General features: G+C 67.6%; 18 protein-coding genes. 6 read left to right on the top strand and 12 right to left on the bottom strand.

The annotated features are described in order from the left end of the window. The first annotated feature begins 21 nt into the window (after positions 1-21). Positions 22-378: a nuclear transport factor 2 family protein gene (locus tag ACTWQD_RS00355; protein WP_443194227.1), complete on the top strand. Its 357-nt coding sequence runs from the start codon at positions 22-24 to the stop codon at positions 376-378. A 9-nt stretch (positions 379-387) separates the two neighbouring features. Here ACTWQD_RS00355 and ACTWQD_RS00350 read toward each other — a convergent pair whose 3' ends face one another. Next, positions 388-1038 (bottom strand): LysE family translocator, encoded by a 651-nt coding sequence (locus ACTWQD_RS00350; protein ID WP_443194226.1) that lies wholly within the window; start codon positions 1036-1038, stop codon positions 388-390. A gap of 103 nt (positions 1039-1141) precedes the next feature. Between ACTWQD_RS00350 and ACTWQD_RS00345 the strand changes: the two genes are divergently transcribed. After that, positions 1142-1597 (top strand): Lrp/AsnC family transcriptional regulator, encoded by a 456-nt coding sequence (locus tag ACTWQD_RS00345; RefSeq protein ID WP_082699129.1) that lies wholly within the window; start codon positions 1142-1144, stop codon positions 1595-1597. 15 nt (positions 1598-1612) lie between these two features. Here the strand turns inward: ACTWQD_RS00345 and ACTWQD_RS00340 are convergent, their stop codons facing one another. Next, positions 1613-2071, bottom strand: a complete 459-nt coding sequence (locus tag ACTWQD_RS00340) for an Lrp/AsnC family transcriptional regulator (RefSeq protein ID WP_443194225.1) — start codon at positions 2069-2071, stop codon at positions 1613-1615. 338 nt (positions 2072-2409) lie between these two features. Here ACTWQD_RS00340 and gluQRS point away from each other — a divergent pair, with 338 nt between their 5' ends. Beyond that, on the top strand, positions 2410-3306 hold the full coding sequence (gluQRS, locus tag ACTWQD_RS00335) for a tRNA glutamyl-Q(34) synthetase GluQRS (protein ID WP_443194224.1): 897 nt from the start codon (positions 2410-2412) through the stop codon (positions 3304-3306). 9 nt (positions 3307-3315) lie between these two features. Continuing rightward, complete coding sequence (locus tag ACTWQD_RS00330; protein ID WP_443194223.1) at positions 3316-3933, top strand: HD domain-containing protein; 618 nt, start codon at positions 3316-3318, stop codon at positions 3931-3933. Here ACTWQD_RS00330 and ACTWQD_RS00325 read toward each other — a convergent pair. The 7 genes from ACTWQD_RS00325 to ACTWQD_RS00295 form a co-directional block, all read right to left on the bottom strand. Next, entirely contained in the window at positions 3930-5246 is a 1317-nt protein-coding gene (locus ACTWQD_RS00325) for an ATP-binding protein (protein WP_443194222.1), read from the bottom strand. The genes ACTWQD_RS00330 and ACTWQD_RS00325 overlap by 4 nt on opposite strands. Before the next feature lie 122 nt (positions 5247-5368). Next, positions 5369-6952 carry an amino acid permease gene (locus ACTWQD_RS00320; RefSeq protein ID WP_443194221.1) on the bottom strand — a complete coding sequence of 528 codons (1584 nt, stop codon included), beginning with the start codon at positions 6950-6952 and terminating at the stop codon, positions 5369-5371. A gap of 27 nt (positions 6953-6979) precedes the next feature. Beyond that, positions 6980-8395 carry an aspartate ammonia-lyase gene (locus ACTWQD_RS00315; RefSeq protein ID WP_443194220.1) on the bottom strand — a complete coding sequence of 472 codons (1416 nt, stop codon included), beginning with the start codon at positions 8393-8395 and terminating at the stop codon, positions 6980-6982. A gap of 8 nt (positions 8396-8403) precedes the next feature. Beyond that, positions 8404-9444: an asparaginase gene (locus ACTWQD_RS00310; protein WP_443194219.1), complete on the bottom strand. Its 1041-nt coding sequence runs from the start codon at positions 9442-9444 to the stop codon at positions 8404-8406. A gap of 79 nt (positions 9445-9523) precedes the next feature. Then, positions 9524-10219, bottom strand: a complete 696-nt coding sequence (locus ACTWQD_RS00305) for a FadR/GntR family transcriptional regulator (protein WP_443194218.1) — start codon at positions 10217-10219, stop codon at positions 9524-9526. Between the two features lie 92 nt (positions 10220-10311). Beyond that, positions 10312-10914: a DUF305 domain-containing protein gene (locus tag ACTWQD_RS00300; protein WP_443194217.1), complete on the bottom strand. Its 603-nt coding sequence runs from the start codon at positions 10912-10914 to the stop codon at positions 10312-10314. Positions 10915-11025: 111 nt separating this feature from the next. Further along, positions 11026-11466, bottom strand: coding sequence for a hypothetical protein (locus ACTWQD_RS00295; RefSeq protein ID WP_443194216.1), 441 nt, complete (start codon positions 11464-11466; stop codon positions 11026-11028). Positions 11467-11624: 158 nt separating this feature from the next. Here ACTWQD_RS00295 and ACTWQD_RS00290 point away from each other — a divergent pair, with 158 nt between their 5' ends. Both ACTWQD_RS00290 and ACTWQD_RS00285 read left to right on the top strand, forming a co-directional pair. Further along, positions 11625-11948 (top strand): ArsR/SmtB family transcription factor, encoded by a 324-nt coding sequence (locus ACTWQD_RS00290; RefSeq protein ID WP_443194215.1) that lies wholly within the window; start codon positions 11625-11627, stop codon positions 11946-11948. Further along, positions 11945-13084 (top strand): cation diffusion facilitator family transporter, encoded by a 1140-nt coding sequence (locus ACTWQD_RS00285; protein WP_443194214.1) that lies wholly within the window; start codon positions 11945-11947, stop codon positions 13082-13084. Before ACTWQD_RS00290 ends, ACTWQD_RS00285 begins: the two co-directional genes overlap by 4 nt. Here the strand turns inward: ACTWQD_RS00285 and ACTWQD_RS00280 are convergent. From ACTWQD_RS00280 to ACTWQD_RS00270, 3 genes are all read right to left on the bottom strand, one after another. Further along, a complete protein-coding gene (locus ACTWQD_RS00280) occupies positions 13081-14037 on the bottom strand; it encodes an L-lactate dehydrogenase (protein ID WP_443194213.1) in 957 nt (318 codons plus the stop codon). The two genes, ACTWQD_RS00285 and ACTWQD_RS00280, sit on opposite strands and share 4 nt — an antisense overlap. Positions 14038-14064: 27 nt before the next feature. Further along, positions 14065-14808: a glucose 1-dehydrogenase gene (locus tag ACTWQD_RS00275; RefSeq protein ID WP_443194212.1), complete on the bottom strand. Its 744-nt coding sequence runs from the start codon at positions 14806-14808 to the stop codon at positions 14065-14067. 174 nt (positions 14809-14982) lie between these two features. Next, complete coding sequence (locus ACTWQD_RS00270) at positions 14983-15600, bottom strand: uracil-DNA glycosylase (protein WP_443194211.1); 618 nt, start codon at positions 15598-15600, stop codon at positions 14983-14985. Between the last annotated feature and the right edge of the window lie 54 nt (positions 15601-15654).

Here is a 15654-nt window from a genome sequence, read left to right as displayed (position 1 = left end):
AGCAGGGAGTAAAAACGAGGGATGAGAGACGCGGCAGCGCGCTGGATGCAGCACTACATCGCAGCCTGGACATCGAACCAGCCGGAGGATATCAGGGCGCTGTTCACCGAAGACGCCGTCTACGCCACCAGGCCGGATGATCCCGAGCCGTGGACGGGGCGCGAGCAGATTGTGGAACGCTGGATCGCGGCCGGTGATGCGCCGGGGGACTGGACGTTCGAGTGGCAGCTTCTGGGGGTCGACGGCGGGAGGGCCTTTGTGCAGGGCCGCACCGACTACAGCGACGACAGCCGCAGCTACGACAATCTCTGGATCATCCAGCTCACGGGGGACGGCCGGGCCACGGCTTTCACCGAGTGGTACATGCCCCGCAAGTGACCCGCGGCTTTACGCGCGGTTGAGGGCGTGGCCCACAAAGGGCAGCACCTGCTCGGACAGCAGGACGGCACCGAGGGCTACCATGATGATGCCGCTGGCGAGCGTTACCTTTCGTGCCGCTCCCGGCCTGGATTGCAGCAGTTTGCGTGCCAGCAGCGCCACGCACGTGTAAACCACGGCGACCAGCAGGACGAACGTCAGGCCGAAAAGGCCTGACTGCACCGGCACCGGCAGCGGCGCCTCCGGGCTGACGAACTGCGGCACCAGGGCAACGTAGAACAACAGGCCCTTCGGGTTGATGCCGCTGGTGCCGACGCCCTGCAGGAAGGTCCGGAGCTGGTTCGCCGGCACTGCTACCTCCACGCTGCCGAAGCTGGCGCCCCGCCAGGAGCGGATGGTGGTGAGCCCGAGCCACAGCAGGTAGAACGCCCCGGCCACCGTCAGCCAGCCCAGCACTCCGGGAACCCCGGTCAGCAGTGCCGCCAGGCCCGCCACCAGCAGCACCGTGTGAAGCACATAGCCGCCGCAGAGCCCCGCCACCGCGGGCACGAAGCTGCGTTGCTTCAGCCCGGCAGTGATGGAATACGCCCAGTCCACCCCGGGGGTGCAGGCCAGAGCGCCGGCCACCACGAGAAAGGCGAAAAACAGCTGGGGATTCACGGCGGTCTCCTGACGCTCGGCTACAGGAAAAGCCTAGAAAATATTGCGCCGTAAGTGTTCCCTCTTTTCGCGCGAAAAAGCCGGTACCGGGTAAAATAATTGCGTGGTTGATCACTTGGACAGAACTATTTTGCGCTACCTCAAAGAGGACGGCCGGATGACGGCCACGGCGCTCGCCGCCAAGGTGGGCCTGACGGTGGCACCCTGCCACCGGCGGCTCCGGGACCTGGAGGCCACCGGCGTCATCCGCGGCTACCGGGCGGACATCGATCCCGCCGCCGTCGGGCTCGGGTTCGAAGCGATAGTGTTCGTGACCCTGCGCCAGGTCGACCGCGCCACCATGGAGATTTTCGAGAACCGCGTTGCGGACAATCCGAATATCGTCGAAGCGCAGCGGCTGTTCGGCTCCCCCGACTACCTGCTGAAGGTCATCGCCGAGGACCTCCCCGCCTACCAGCGCTTCTACGACGCCGAACTGTCCTCCCTGCCCGGCGTCGAGCGCCTCACGTCGACCCTCGTCATGAAGAACCTCAAGACCAACACCGGCCCGCCGGTGTAGGTGCCGGCCGCAGGCTCAGGCGCCCAGCAGCCCTGTGGTCCGGTACGGGATGACTTCCCGCAGGAACATGCTGGTGGAGGTCCGCACGATCCCGGGGCACAGGCGGATTTCCTCCGAGACCCGGTAGAGGTCATCCGGGCTCTTCGCCACCACGCGGATCAGCAAGTCGGTCTCGCCGGCCGGAGCGTGGCATTCGAGGACCTCGGGGATGTTCCGCAGTGCGGCGATCGCCTCGTTCAAGTGGCTCTGATCCAGCTCGGCGCTGACCGACGCCGCCACGCCCCGGCCCAGCGCCGCAGGGAGAACCCGGCTGCTGTTGGCCCGCAGGGCGCCCGACAGACTCATCCGCTCAAGCCGCGACTGCACCGTGCCGCGCGCCAGGCCGAGCTTCTGCGCCAGCACCATGATCGGCAGCCGGGGATCTTCGTCCAGGGCGAGGAGGATCCGCCGGTCCGTCGGGTCAAGTTCCTGCAATGTGACTACTCCCTGCGCTTCGGTGTGGTCCGACTTGATCAGATTGACCAGCGTAACCCGAGTCCGTTGCGCCTACTGTATGGCTTCTGCTGAAATGGTAGCAACAAAGGAACAGGCCACCGCCGATCCTGAACAGGCTACAAGCACCCCGGCACACCACCCGGAGCTTGGATGAGGCTTCCCGCAAGGAACCCGCCCGCTGATTGACTCTTGTTCACATCATCGTCATTCCGCAAGAGCCCCTGAGCCACCGACGTCGGATTTTCCGAAGTCATCGGTAGCTGAGGGGCTCTGGTGTTGTTAGGGGGCGCCGGGCCCGCTGCGCATAGGCTGGTGCCATGACTTCCGCCGGCCGCTTCGCCCCCAGCCCCTCCGGCGAACTCCACGTCGGCAACCTCCGCACGGCCATCCTTGCCTGGCTCTTCGCCCGGTCCACCGGCCGGCGGTTCCTGATGCGCGTGGAGGACCTGGACCGTGCCCGGGCCGGCGCGGAGGCCGGGCAGCTCCGGGACCTCGCCGCCATCGGCATCACCTGGGACGGCGGCGTAATCCGCCAGACCGACCGTGGGCCGCTCTACGCGGAGGCGATCTCCCGGCTGTCCGCGGCGGGCCTCACGTACGAGTGCTACTGCACGCGCCGCGAGATCCAGGAAGCCCCCTCCGCCCCGCATGCCCCGCAGGGGGCCTACCCCGGGACGTGCCGGGACCTGTCCGCTGCTGTTCGGGAGGCGAAGCGGGCGGTCCGGCCCGCGGCGGTCCGGCTCCGGGCGGCCGTCACCGAGGCGGAGGTGCAGGATGTGCTGCACGGGAGCTACACGGGTGTGGTGGATGACTTTGTGCTGCGCCGCAACGACGGCGTGACGGCGTACAACCTCGCCGTGGTGGTGGACGACGCCGCCCAGGGAATTGACCAGGTGGTCCGTGGCGACGACCTGCTGCCCTCCACGCCCCGGCAGGCCTATCTGGCCTCGCTCCTGAATATGCCTGTTCCGGAATATGCGCATGTGCCGCTGGTGCTGAATGCCGGCGGCGCCCGCCTGGCCAAGCGTGACGGGGCGGTCACGCTCACCGACCTCGCCGCCGTCGGCGTCTCTGTGGATCAGATACGGGACAGGCTGCTGGCGTCCCTCGGATTGCCCGCGGGCCGGCTGGAGCACGCACTCGCCGTCTTTGACCCCGCCAAGCTGCCGCGGGACCCGTGGATATGGCCCGGGATGGGCGGGCCCGGCGCGTAGGCTGGAACCATGCCAGAACCAGAGTTGACCGAAGCGGGCAGCCCGCAGCCGAGATTTACCGTCGAAACGGCGAAGGTCCTCGCCGAGGTGGCCCACAACCGGCAGAAGGACAAGCTCAAGCGGCCCTACCGCGAGCATGTGATCGCCGTCGGGGACGCCCTGGCGGACTTCGACGACGACATCCGGATTGCCGGTTATCTGCACGACATCGCCGAGGACACCCCCATGACCCGGCAGGCCCTGCTGGACATGGGCGTCTCCGAGCGCGCCGTGGACATCATAGAGCGCGTCACCAAGCGCTTTCATGAGAACCCGGACGACTACCAGGCCGGCATCCGCTACATCGCCGAGGACCACGACGCCACGCTGGTGAAGATCGCCGACAACGCCCACAATTCCCTGCCGGAGCGGGTCAAGGCACTGGCCGAGAAGTGGCCGGACAAACCGCCCGTCACGCGCTACAACGAGGCCCGCCCGGTGCTCTACGCCGCGGTGCCGGTGGAGGAGACCCGGAAAATCCTGGCCCGGATCAACCCGTGGCTACTGGAGGAACTCGACGACCGGCTCGACGAGGCGGACGACACCGACTACGAGAACCTCTCCTACGACGAGGCCCCGAAGGGCTAGACCCGGCCCAGGGCGTCGATGTCCTCGAGGAACTGCTGGTGGACCTCGTCGCTCACCGTGGTGCGGGTCTCCGCAATCGCGTCGAGGTAATCCTGCGTCGCGGGGCCCTTCCGGACGGCTTCGCGGACGGAGGCGTTGCCGCTGGAAGCCAGCCCGCCGTCGTCGTACACCGCTTTTTCCAGGGCCCGCTGGGACGCGCTCCGGGCCGCGTATTCGATGTCCGCCGGGGAGAACCCCTCGGTGCGGTCCACCAGCAGTTCCACGTCCACGTCGTCCACAACAGTGGAGGGGATGAACCGCTGCCACATGGCCTCCCGGGCCTGGCGGTCGGGCAGGCCGATGGGGATGACGTAGTCGAAACGGCCGTGGCGCAGGAACGCCGAGTCCAGGGCGCGGATGAAGTTGGTGGCGCAGACCAGCAGGCGGCCCGGCTGCTCGCGGAAGGCCGGGATGATCTTCAGGAGCTCGTTGGTGACGCCCTGCAGCGGCGACGGCGGTTCGCCGGACCGCTGGGCGGCGATCTCTTCCACCTCGTCGATGAACACCACGGCGTGTTCCAGCTCGGCGATCTCCAGGAACGTCTCACGCAGGGCACCCGCCAGTCCCTGCGGGTCGGAGGCCAGCCGGGAAGGGAAGACCTCCACGAACGGCCACTCGAGCCGCGACGCAATCGCCTTCGCGAACGTTGTCTTGCCGGTGCCTGGGGGGCCGAAAAGGACCACGGCGCGCGGCGGCACCACGCCGTACTCGTCGGCGAGGTCGGCTTCGGCCAGGGGCAGGACCAGCCGGCGTTCCAGCAGCTCCTTCTCATTGCGCATGCCGGCGACGTTTTCCCAAAGATCGCGGGCCAGGATCCGGCCGCCCAGCAGGCTGAGGGGCTCAAGCTCCTGGCGCTGCACGGGAATCGTCCGCTCGAAGTAGCGGAGGTTCTTCTTCAGCACAAAGCCGCGGCCCAGGAACGCCTCCACCCGGGTCTCGGATTCCGGCATCAGGGCGGACAGCTTGTTCAGCCCGTGCGGCGCCATCCGGTTCTCGACGGCGGCAAGCAGCGAGGTTCCGATGCCGCGGCCGCGGTATTCCGGGAGCGTGGCCAGGAAAACGATCCAGCCCTGGTCGTGGGCGGCGCGGCCGACGGCGGCACCCACCACCTGGTCGCCCTGCACCGCGACGACGGCGTGGTCTTTTTCGCAGGAGGCCAGCACCTCGGACAGCGCGTAGACCGGCTCGACATTCGAGGCTTTGAGGGTTTCCCAAAGGTGCAGGATGCCGTCAAGATCGGCCGAGTGGAAATCCCTGATGCGCCAGTTGGTCATGAAGTGTCTCCCGGATGGTTCGTCGCTGAGCCAGTGTGAAGCTGTCTGCTGAGCATATGCGAACCGCATCCGCGAGAGGGTGCCGGGACGCTGCGTTACGGGGAGGGCGGCATGCCGGAAGGCTACTCCGGATTTCCGCCGTCGGATGCTTCCGTGCCACGCACGGAGCGGGCCGCCACGAGCGGATAGGGCCCGGTGAACCCGTCGCGGACGGCTGCGATTTCCAGGATGCGGTGCCGGCAGAGACGCCAGCCGAGCATCAGGAGCGGCACGATCACCACGATGGACGCGATGGTCCACGTTCCCACGGGCGAGTCGAACGCCATGAGGATCAGTACCGCCAAAAGGAAGGCCAACGTGATCCAGCCCGTAACGGGAGCGCCGGGCATGCGGAAAGCGGGCCGGAGCAGTTCCCCGCGGGCTGCGAGCCGGGCAAGCTGCATTTGGCACAGGACGATCATGGCCCAGGTGCAGATGATGCCCAGCGATGCGACGTTCAGGACGATCTCGAAGGCCTCGGCCGGGACCAGTGCGTTGAGGATGACTCCAAGGCCGGCCACGCCGGCGGTGAGGGCGATGCCGCCGTACGGAACACCGGACTTGTTCATCCGACCGGCAAACTTCGGCGCGGAACCTGACATGGACATGGACCGCATGATCCGGCCGGTGGAGTACAGGCCGGCGTTAAGCGAGGACAATGCCGCGGTCAGGACCACGAGGTTCATGATGGCGTCCACGCCCTCGACGCCGATGGAACCGAAGAACGTCACGAACGGGCTTTCGCCGGCCTTGTAGGAGCTAAAGGGGAGCAGCAGCGAGAGCAGTACGAGCGAGCCGACGTAGAACACCGCAATACGGACTATTACCGTGTTGATGGCCCGCGGCATGATTTTTTCCGGGTTTTCCGTCTCGCCGGCAGCGGTGCCGATCAGCTCGATCGAGGCGTAGGCGAACACGACACCCTGCATCACCACGACTGCGGGCAGCAGACCGTTGGGGAACATGCCGCCGTTGTCCGCGATCAGGCTGAAGCCCACCTCCTGGCCGGCGACGGGGGTGCCAAAGATGACGAAGTAGATGCCTACGATCAGGAAGGACGTGAGCGCCACGACCTTGATCAGCGCGAACCAGAATTCGAGCTCGCCGAACACCTTTACGCTGACGAGGTTGAGGCCCAGGACCAGGATCAGGGCGGCCAGCGCCCACGCCCACTGCGGTACGTCCGCGATCGGCGCCCAGTACTTCTTGAAGAAGTTCATGTACAGCGCGACGGCGGTGATGTCCACGATCGCCGTCATGGCCCAGTTCAGCCAGTACAGCCAGCCCGTGACAAAGGCGGCCTTCTCGCCGAAGAATTCGCGGGCGTAGGAGACAAACGAGCCCGACGACGGCCGGTGCATCACGAGTTCGCCGAGGGCGCGCAGGATCATGAAGGCGAAAAACCCGCACACGGCATAGCTGATAACCAGGGCCGGGCCGGCCGCGGCGAGACGGCCGCCGGCGCCCATGAACAGGCCGGTGCCGATCGCCCCGCCGATCGCGATCATCTGCACCTGCCGGGGTTTCAGACCCTTGTGGTAACCCTGGTCCTCGGCATGCAGCGCCGCCTCGGAGGCATGGGCATGCGCGGGAATGGTGTGGTCGGAGATGGCGGGCTGCTGTTGGGTCGCTTGTTTTTGGGCGCGGGCAGTTTCGGGATAAGTCATGAGGGTCCTTCGGGGTTCGAGGGTGCGCTATTTGCTCAGGTTGGCCAGGCGCTGCGGGCTGAGGAGGTCGGCGAGCTGCTCGGCGGTGAGCAGTCCGTGTTCGAGTACGAGTTCCGCGACGCCCTTGCCGGTGGCAAGGGCTTCCTGCGCGATGGCCGTGGCCGTGGCATAGCCCAGGTGCGGGTTGAGTGCGGTGACGAGTCCGATTGACTGTTCCACCGTGAGGCGGAGGTGCTCGGTGTTGGCGGTGATGCCGCGGACGCAGCGGGCCGTAAGGGTGCGGCAGGCGGCTTCCAGGTGGGAGATGCTCTTGTGAAGGCTGTGGACAATGATGGGTTCGAAGGCGTTGAGCTGGAGCTGCCCGGCCTCGGCCGCCATGGTGATGGTCACGTCGTTGCCGATCACCTCATAGGCCACTTGGCTGACCACTTCGGGAATGACGGGGTTGATCTTGCCCGGCATGATCGAGGAACCGGACTGCACGGCGGGGAGGTTGATTTCCCCGAAGCCGGCGCGCGGGCCGGAGGAGAGCAGCCGGAGGTCGTTGCAGATCTTGGACAGTTTCACGGCGACGCGCTTGAGCACGCCGGAAAGGTGCACGAAGGCGCCAACGTCCTGGGTGGCCTCGATCAGGTCGACCGCGGTGACGAGCGGCAGGCCGGTGATGTCGGCGAGGTGCCGGCAGGCGGCCCCGGCGTACCCTGCCGGGGCGTTGAGCCCGGTGCCGATGGCTGTGGCGCCGAGGTTGATTTCGTGGATGAGCAGGTCGGCTTCGGCCAGGCGGAGCCGGTCCTCGCCGATGGTGACGGCGTAGGTGCCGAACTCCTGGCCGAGGGTCATGGGGACGGCGTCCTGCAGTTGGGTGCGGCCCATCTTCACCACCGTGCGGAATTCCAGCGCCTTGGCGGCGAAGGCGTCCTCGAGCTCCCCGAGGGCATGGAGCAGTTCCCGGGCGGCGAAGATCGTGCCGAGCTTGACCGCGGTGGGGTAGACGTCGTTCGTGGACTGGCTGAGGTTGACGTGGTCGTTGGGGTGCAGCCGGGAGTAGTCGCCTTTCGGGTGGCCGAGGATTTCCAGGGCACGGTTGGCGATCACCTCGTTGGCGTTCATGTTCGACGAAGTCCCGGCACCGCCCTGGATGACGTCCACCACGAACTGCTCGCTGAGTTTGCCGTTCAGGATGTCGGCGCAGGCGTCCTCGATGGCCCGGGCGCGCTCGGCATCGAGCAGGCCGAGCTCGTGGTTGGTGCGGGCGGCGGCCAGCTTTACGGCGGCCAGTCCGCGGACCAGGTACATGTTGGAGGACAGCGGCTGGCCCGTGATGGGGAAGTTCTCCACGGCGCGCAGGGTGTGCACACCCCAGTAGGCGTCGGCGGGGACGTCCCGGTCGCCCAGGAGGTCGTGTTCGGAGCGGAAGTCTGCGCGTTCGTCGAGCGGGGTCATGGCGGTCCTTACGGGGCTTCGGGGGCGTTGCAGGTTTCGGGAGATGGGAGGAAGTCGGCGGCCTGCAGCAGCCCGACCGGCCGGCCGCCGCCCAGCACGGGTGCCGAGGCGATGCGCGCCAGCGGAGAAGTGTCGACGCCGAGGGCGGCCAGGATGCGCACGGTGACGGGCATCCTCGCGCGGTCCCCGCCGTCGGCAATTTTCACTGCGACGGCGCGGCCGTCGGGCAGGCCCACCAGCTGGACGCCCTCGAAGCCGTCCTTTGCCAGGAGGCCGGGGACCAGGAGCATCAGCTCGGTGACATCCCGGTCCTCGCCCGCCACCATCTCCGGGTGACGCCGCATGGCGCCGGCGACGGCGGCTTCCGCGCTGCCGGGTCCCGTGGCCGAGGCCAGCCGGCCGAACGCGCGGGCCATGCCATGCAGGCTCAGTGCGAAGAGCGGAGTTCCGCAGCCATCGGTGGACATGCGCTCCGGGTCCTCGCCTGTCAGGTCCGCTATGGTCCGGGCCACGAGCTGCTGGAGCGGGTGTGCCGGGTCCAGATGTCCCAGGACTGGCCAGCCATTGATGACGCAGGTGGCCGCCATTGCGGCGTGCTTGCCGGAGCAGTTCTGCGCCAGTTGGGTGGTATGCCCGCCGCCGCTTAGCCATTCCTCGCGCTCACGGACGCCATAGGGGAGGTCGGTGCTGTTTTCGAGGTCTTCCGGAGTCAGCCCGTGCAATTCCAGGATGCGCAGCGCACCGTCGCGGTGGGCGGCACCCCCGGAGTGGCTGGCGGACGCGAGGGCCAGGAGTTCGTCCGGGAGGTCCAGGCCGGCACGGACCATGGCGACGGCCTGCAGGGGCTTGAGGGCGGAGCGCGGGTAGAACGGGGCGAGGGGCTCGCCAGCTGCCAGAAGGGTCCGGCCGTCCGCTGCAGTGGCGATTGCCGAGCCGTAATGGACGCTCTCGACCAGTCCGTCGCGGGTCTGGACCGCGAGCGGGGTGTGCTGCGGGAGCGTCTCCGGGGCCAGCGGGGTGGGGAGGCGCGTGAGGGAAGGAGGAATCATTGCGTCCTTTGGCGGTGGTGGCTACTGGTCAGGCTGCTGCTGAGTCTGCTCTTGTTGGCGCGGGCTGAGGCGCCTGCGCTCACGTGTTGAGGATCGAGTCGAGGGCAACACCCACGGCGTGCAGGTGCTGGCTCATGGCGATGCGCGCCGTTGCCGCGTCGCCAGCCTCGATGGCGGCCAGGATGCGCCGGTGCTCCTCGTCGGAGGCGCGCTGGCGGTCCGCCACCATGTTCAGGGTCTCGGACTGGTGGGCCAGGGCCTCCCGGATATCCGCGACGACGTTTTCGAACACCTTGTTCCGGCTGGCCCGAGCGATCAGCGCGTGAAAGCTTGAGTCCAGGCCCACCCACACTTCGGGGTCGTCCTCGGTTGTCATCGCGGCGACGATGTCCCGCATGGTGTCAAGTTCCTCGGGCGAGCGGCGTTCTGCTGCCAGTCCGGCGGCAGGAACCTCGATGTGGGGGCGCGCCTCGGTGAGGTCGCGGGCAGCGTACTGGCCGAGGACCAGGTCCTTGGCCACGTGGTCGGCGACCACGAACGTGCCCCGCCCGGTCCTCGTGACGGTCAGCCCCAGGGCGGTGCAGGACCGCAACGCCTCCCGGACCACGGAGCGGCTCACGCCGTACTGCTGGGCAAGGCTGGCCTCGGAGCTCAGCTTGGCGCCGATGCCCAGCTTGCCGGATTCGATTTCGGAGCGGAGGACATTGAAGACTGCTTCGGCCGCGCTGAGACGGGCGAGAGGCTGTCCTGCTGTCTGGCTGTCTGACAGGTTCACCCTTTGAATATGGCAGGGGTCACATCGGCGTGTCAAGTGTGACGGCGACCCCGGGGTGGGGGCCGCCGCCATTGTGCATCTCTGGTGTTTGTCTAGAGCCCTGCGAGCAGGTCCTTCATTTTCTGGATCTCGTCCGTCTGGGAGGCCGCAATGTCCTTGCCCAGCTGGATGGCCTCGGCGTTTTTGCCGGAGCGGACCTCTGCGTTCGCCATCTCGACGGCGCCCTCGTGGTGCGCAATCATCTGGCTCAGGAAGAGCTTCGCGGCCTCGGTGCCCTCCGCGGCGTCGAGCTTGCTGAGATCCTCGCCGCTCATCATGCCGGTCATGGAGTGGCCCCCGGGTGCCTGGGTGGCTTCGTTCCAAGCGGTGAGCCAGCCGGTCATCTTCTCGATCTCGGGCGCCTGGGCCGCTTTGATCTGCGTTGCCAGCGCGGTGACCCTGGCATCGATGCCCTGCTTCTTAAGGATGATGTCGCTCATCTCCACGGCCTGGGCGTGGTGCGGAATCATGGCCTGGGCAAACATGGTGTCCGAGCCGTTGTGGTCTGCCGCTTCAGGGGCGGCGCTGGAGCCGGGCATTGACTGGCCCGTGCTGTGGTTCATGCCGGGCATGCTGCTGTCAGAACTGGCGGAGCAGCCTGCCAGGGCAATCGCAGTGGCCAGGGCAGCGGCGGAAATGGTCAGGATTCTGTTCATGGAAAATCGCGTCCTTTGGGTGGAGTCCGGGGATGGCGCGCAGGGGCCACCGGGCGGCGGCCTGCGCCGGAGCGGGTGATGTGCCGGTGGCTTCACGGCACATGTCCAGTCTTACGTCCGGCTGATGGACAGGTCGCCGGGTGTGGGTGTCCCGGGAGAATACGTGGAGCGGGGGAGGAGGCCCGTGTGTTCCGCCGCAGGAGGCCAGGCGGTCACCAGCGTGGCCCCCGGCTGCGGGGCGCTCAAGGCAGCGCCCGCCGGCGACGGTGTGCAGTCGACGTGCGCGCCCGGCTGCTCCGTGCAGCCGTCTGCCGCCGGGGCCGGATGGAGGCCGGCTGGGCTGGCACCGTGCCCGGCATGGCCGGTGGAGCTGGTGGTGCCGTGCTCGGCGGCATGGCTGCCTTCACCGCCGGCTGCGGCGGGGGCATGCGTCACGTGGGGGCTGGCGAGGACATGCATGCCCAGGAATCCCAGGATGACGGCCAGGACCCCGGCCAGCAGGAAGGCGTGGCGGAGCAGGACGGCGGGACGGGCTGCAGTGGCAGCGGGCATGAGGCGCCCTCCTTCCGCGTGATTGTGGTCCGGGGCAGTTTCCAGAATTCCCAAGGGTACCTGTAGTCAACGCCCGCCACCGGAGCTGTGTTCCGGGCGCGGGACGGAAAACAGCCGCAGTAAGGAAAGTGTGGCATTATCTGCATATGAATGCAGATATGCAGATTGGGACCGACAGCCCGCACGTGGAGTTGGCTGTCGAGGTGTTTGCACTGCTGGCCGATGCCACCCGGGTCCGGCTGATCCTGGCGCTCGGGGACGGTGAGCTGACGGTCAACGCGCTTGCTGAGAAAGTGGGGAAACCGGCCGCCGCTGTGTCGCAGCACCTGGCCAAGATGCGGCTCGGCGGCATGGTGGCCACCCGGCAGGAAGGCACCAGGGTGTATTACCGGCTGCGGGACAGCCACGCCAGCCAGCTCGTTCTGGATGCAATCCATCAGGCGGAGCACGCGCTCGGTACGGCCCCGCGGCACGGCGCATGAACCGCCCGGCGGAGTCCGTGGAGCAGCATGACCACGGCGACGGGCAGGACACCAGCCACCACCACCATGGCCCGCATGACCACGGCGACGGGCAGGACACCAGCCACCACCACCATGGCCCGCATGACCACGGCGACGACGGACACGCGCACCCCCACAGTCACGCGCACCCCCACACCCATGCGAAGGGCCTGAGGGGCTGGTTCCAGTCCGTCTTCGTTCCGCACTCGCATGACGCCGCGGATTCCATCGATGAGGCCCTCGAGGCCAGTGTGCAAGGGATTCGCGCGGTCAAAGTCTCGTTGCTGGGCCTCGGCGCAACAGCCGCGTTCCAACTGGTGATTGTGCTGGTCAGCGGCTCCGTGGCGCTTCTGGCGGACACCGTGCACAACTTTTCCGACGCGCTGACGGCAGTGCCGCTGTGGATCGCTTTCCTGCTGGGCCGCCGCAGGGCAACGCGGACCTACACCCACGGCTACGGCCGGGCCGAGGACCTCGCAGGGCTCTTCATCGTCGCCATGATTGCGCTGTCGGCAGTCGTCGCCGCCATCGAATCCATCCGCCGCTTCTTCGAACCCCAGCCGGTCAACAACCTCGGCTGGGTGCTGGCCGCTGGCGTGGTGGGCTTCGCCGGCAACGAACTCGTGGCGATGTACCGGATCCGGGTCGGACGGCGGATCGGTTCCGCCGCGCTGGTGGCCGACGGCGTCCATGCCCGGACGGACGGGTTCACGTCGCTCGCCGTCGTCGCCGGCGTCGTCGGCATCTGGCTGGGCTTCCCGCTGGCGGACCCGATCGTGGGCCTCCTGATTTCCGCGGCCATTGGCGTGCTGCTCTGGGGCACCATGCGTGACGTCGGTCGGCGGCTCATGGACGGCGTCGACCCGGAACTGACGAAGCGCGTCGAGGACCTCATTGCGGAACACTCACGGGCCGGCGGCACCGCGCGGCTGCGCTGGTCCGGCCACCGGCTGCAGGTCGAAATCACGGTGCCGATCCCCACGGATGCCCACCTGGTTGAGCTCGCCTCGGTGACGGCCAACCTGGAGCGGGAAATCCGACGGGCCCTGCCGCACGTCGGATCCGTGGCCGTGGTGCCTGCTTTCGCTGACGCCGAGGCGCCGCGGACGGTCTAGATTCCCAGCGTCGCCAGGCTCTCCCGCAGCGTCTCGGCGGAGTGGTGCAGGGAGGCGAGTTCGCCGTCGTCCATGGGGGTATCCAGCACTGCGCGGACACCGCCGTGCCCCACGATGCTGGGGAGGGACAGCGCGATGCCGGTGATTCCGTACTGTCCGTCCAGCACGGTGGAAACCGGCAGCACCGCGTTTTCACCGCGCAGCAGCGCCTCCACGATGCGTGCGCCGGAGAGGCCGATCGCGTAGTTCGTGGCGCCTTTGCCGGCGATTACTTTGTAGGCCGCCTGCGTCACTTCCCGCGCGGTGTCGGCGAGGTATTCGGGCGTGAAGACGCGTTCTCCGTCCACCGTCCAGTTGCGGATGGGGACCGGGCCGATCGTCGCGCCGGACCACACCGGGAACTCGGTGTCGCCGTGCTCGCCCACCATGCTGGCGTGCACGCTGGTGAGGGAGACTCCGGCCCTGTGCGCCAGCAGCCAGCGCAGCCGCGACGTGTCGAGCACCGTGCCGGAGGAGAAAATGCGCGACGGCGGCAGTCCGGAGATCTTCTGCGCAGCAACGGTCAGCACGTCGCAGGGGTTGGTCACCAGCACGTAGACGGCGTCCGGTGCGTGCTTGAGCAGCTGCGGCATGAGCTGTTCGAGAATGCGGACGTTGGTGCCGGCGAGGTCCAGGCGCGTCTGGCCCGGCGCCTGTTTCGCCCCGGCGGTGATGACGACGACGTCGGCCCCTTCCGTCGCGGCGATGTCCCCGCCGCCCGTCACGGTGGCCGCTGCGGCGGAGAACTGGGTTCCGTGCGCGAGGTCGAGAACCTCGGCTTCGGCCTTGGCGGCGTTGACGTCAAAGAGTGCGACATTGCTTGCGGAGCCGCGGATCAGGGCCGCGTAGGCGAGGGACGAGCCCACGCTGCCGGCGCCGACAATGGCCAGTTTTGAGCCGGGATTCTGGGACATGGGATTTCGCTTTCGTGTCAGGCGGTGTCAGTCGGAAGGTGGCGCAACGGAGCCGGCCGTCTCGCCGCCGTCGATTACGAACTCGGCACCTGTGACAAACGAGGACTCGTCGGCTGCCAGGTACACCGCCAGGTCCGCGATCTCCGTGGGTTGTCCGGTCCGGTGCAGGGGGACATGTCCGGTGTCGAAGGTCATGCCGGCGGTCATGGGCGTTTCGATGACGCCGGGGTGCACCGAATTCACCCGGATCCCGGAGCCGCCGAGGTCCAGCGCGGCGCTTTTTGTCAGGCCCCGGACGCCGAACTTCGACGCCGTGTAGCCGGAGAGGTTCTCGTAGCCGCGGAGGCCGGCGATCGAGGAGACGTTGATGATGGAGGCGGTGCCTGCCTGGGCCATGGCCGGGGCCGCCGCCTTGATGCCGTTGAAGACGCCGGTGAGGTTCACATCGATGATCCGGGCCCAGTCCTCGTGCGGAAACTCGTCAATCCGGCCGAAGTTCACAATGCCGGCATTGTTGACCAGGATGCTGAGGCTGCCGAAAGTCGAGACGGCCTCGCTCACCGCCGCATCCCAGTCAGCGGGCCTGGTCACGTCGAGGTGGACGTAGCGGACTCCGTCCCCGAGCTGGGCAGCCAGCTGCCGGCCGTCCTCGTCCAGGACATCCCCGGCGACGACGTTGGCCCCTTCTTCGAGGAACCGCCCCGCGATGGCGGCGCCGATGCCCCGCGCGCCGCCGCTGACCAGAGCCACTTTGCCGTCCAACCGTCCCATCGCGGGTCCTTTCGGGAGCGAGCCTCCCTGGGGACGCGGCCGTCCGGGCTCCGCTCCAAGCTCACCAAGGACAGCAGGGGTTGGGCAGGGCCGTTGGACCCTACGGGGGGCCGCACCAATCCGCAGCGGACGACGGCGGCCGGTCAGCCGCCGTCGCGCTGCGTGGGTATCAGGTCAGAGGTGCTGGATGCCTGCCCGCTGCATGGCGTCCTTGTAGACCTCGACGTTCTTGCCCAGGAGCTCCTCCTGCTTGGCGGGGGAGACGGCGAAAGCGCGGCCGCCCAGGGCTGTGGCCTTGTAGATCTTGACGCCGCGGTTCTTCAGCGAGGAGTGGTAGGTCTTCTCGAAGAGTGTCAGGAAAGAGTGGGCGTCGGCGCCGTGGGCGATGATGGCGGACACCCGCTTATTGATCTTGAGGAACTGGCGGAAGGGCCGCAGGCCGTCGGTCTTCTCCTGGACGTTCAGGGCGGAGGGAAGGTCGGCGTCGCGAACCCAGGGGTAGGCGTTCCACGGCATGACATAGCGCGGGTCAAGCTCCACCGCCTCGTAGATCGAGGTGGCCCGGCGGGCGGCCTCGTCCTCGTTGAAGTGGGAAACAAAACCCGACTCGCAGCCCTTGCCCGGGGCGATGTGCAGGCTGACGATCCGGCATTCGTCCTCGTCGTGGACGGGATCAATGTACGGGACAACCGACCCCGGCTTCTTTTCCATCAATTCGTCGCAAAGCTGCGTCACGGCGGCGATGTTCGGTTCCTGCAGCAGCGTCTTCTTCTCGTCCCAGTCAATCGTCACGATTTCTCCCTCAGCGCTTGGCGTCCAGAATCAGGCGTCTTGTTCCACTCTACG

This window comes from Pseudarthrobacter sp. 1C304 (assembly GCF_052245515.1).
In the GTDB taxonomy this organism is placed as follows: domain Bacteria; phylum Actinomycetota; class Actinomycetes; order Actinomycetales; family Micrococcaceae; genus Arthrobacter.
Note: the sequence above shows the minus strand (reverse complement) of the source record. Positions and strands in the feature narration are given on the sequence as shown.

Excerpts from the sequence above, each read along its gene's own strand:
- gluQRS (WP_443194224.1), top strand. The coding sequence starts at position 2,410 with ATGACTTCCGCCGGCCGCTTCGCCCCCAGCCCCTCCGGCGAACTCCAC.
- ACTWQD_RS00295 (WP_443194216.1), bottom strand. The coding sequence starts at position 11,466 with ATGCCCGCTGCCACTGCAGCCCGTCCCGCCGTCCTGCTCCGCCACGCC.
- ACTWQD_RS00330 (WP_443194223.1), top strand. The coding sequence starts at position 3,316 with ATGCCAGAACCAGAGTTGACCGAAGCGGGCAGCCCGCAGCCGAGATTT.
- ACTWQD_RS00355 (WP_443194227.1), top strand. The coding sequence starts at position 22 with ATGAGAGACGCGGCAGCGCGCTGGATGCAGCACTACATCGCAGCCTGG.
- ACTWQD_RS00280 (WP_443194213.1), bottom strand. The coding sequence starts at position 14,037 with ATGTCCCAGAATCCCGGCTCAAAACTGGCCATTGTCGGCGCCGGCAGC.
- ACTWQD_RS00285 (WP_443194214.1), top strand. The coding sequence starts at position 11,945 with ATGAACCGCCCGGCGGAGTCCGTGGAGCAGCATGACCACGGCGACGGG.
- ACTWQD_RS00300 (WP_443194217.1), bottom strand. The coding sequence starts at position 10,914 with ATGAACAGAATCCTGACCATTTCCGCCGCTGCCCTGGCCACTGCGATT.
- ACTWQD_RS00320 (WP_443194221.1), bottom strand. The coding sequence starts at position 6,952 with ATGACTTATCCCGAAACTGCCCGCGCCCAAAAACAAGCGACCCAACAG.
- ACTWQD_RS00275 (WP_443194212.1), bottom strand. The coding sequence starts at position 14,808 with ATGGGACGGTTGGACGGCAAAGTGGCTCTGGTCAGCGGCGGCGCGCGG.
- ACTWQD_RS00315 (WP_443194220.1), bottom strand. The coding sequence starts at position 8,395 with ATGACCCCGCTCGACGAACGCGCAGACTTCCGCTCCGAACACGACCTC.
- ACTWQD_RS00310 (WP_443194219.1), bottom strand. The coding sequence starts at position 9,444 with ATGATTCCTCCTTCCCTCACGCGCCTCCCCACCCCGCTGGCCCCGGAG.
- ACTWQD_RS00290 (WP_443194215.1), top strand. The coding sequence starts at position 11,625 with ATGCAGATTGGGACCGACAGCCCGCACGTGGAGTTGGCTGTCGAGGTG.
- ACTWQD_RS00325 (WP_443194222.1), bottom strand. The coding sequence starts at position 5,246 with ATGACCAACTGGCGCATCAGGGATTTCCACTCGGCCGATCTTGACGGC.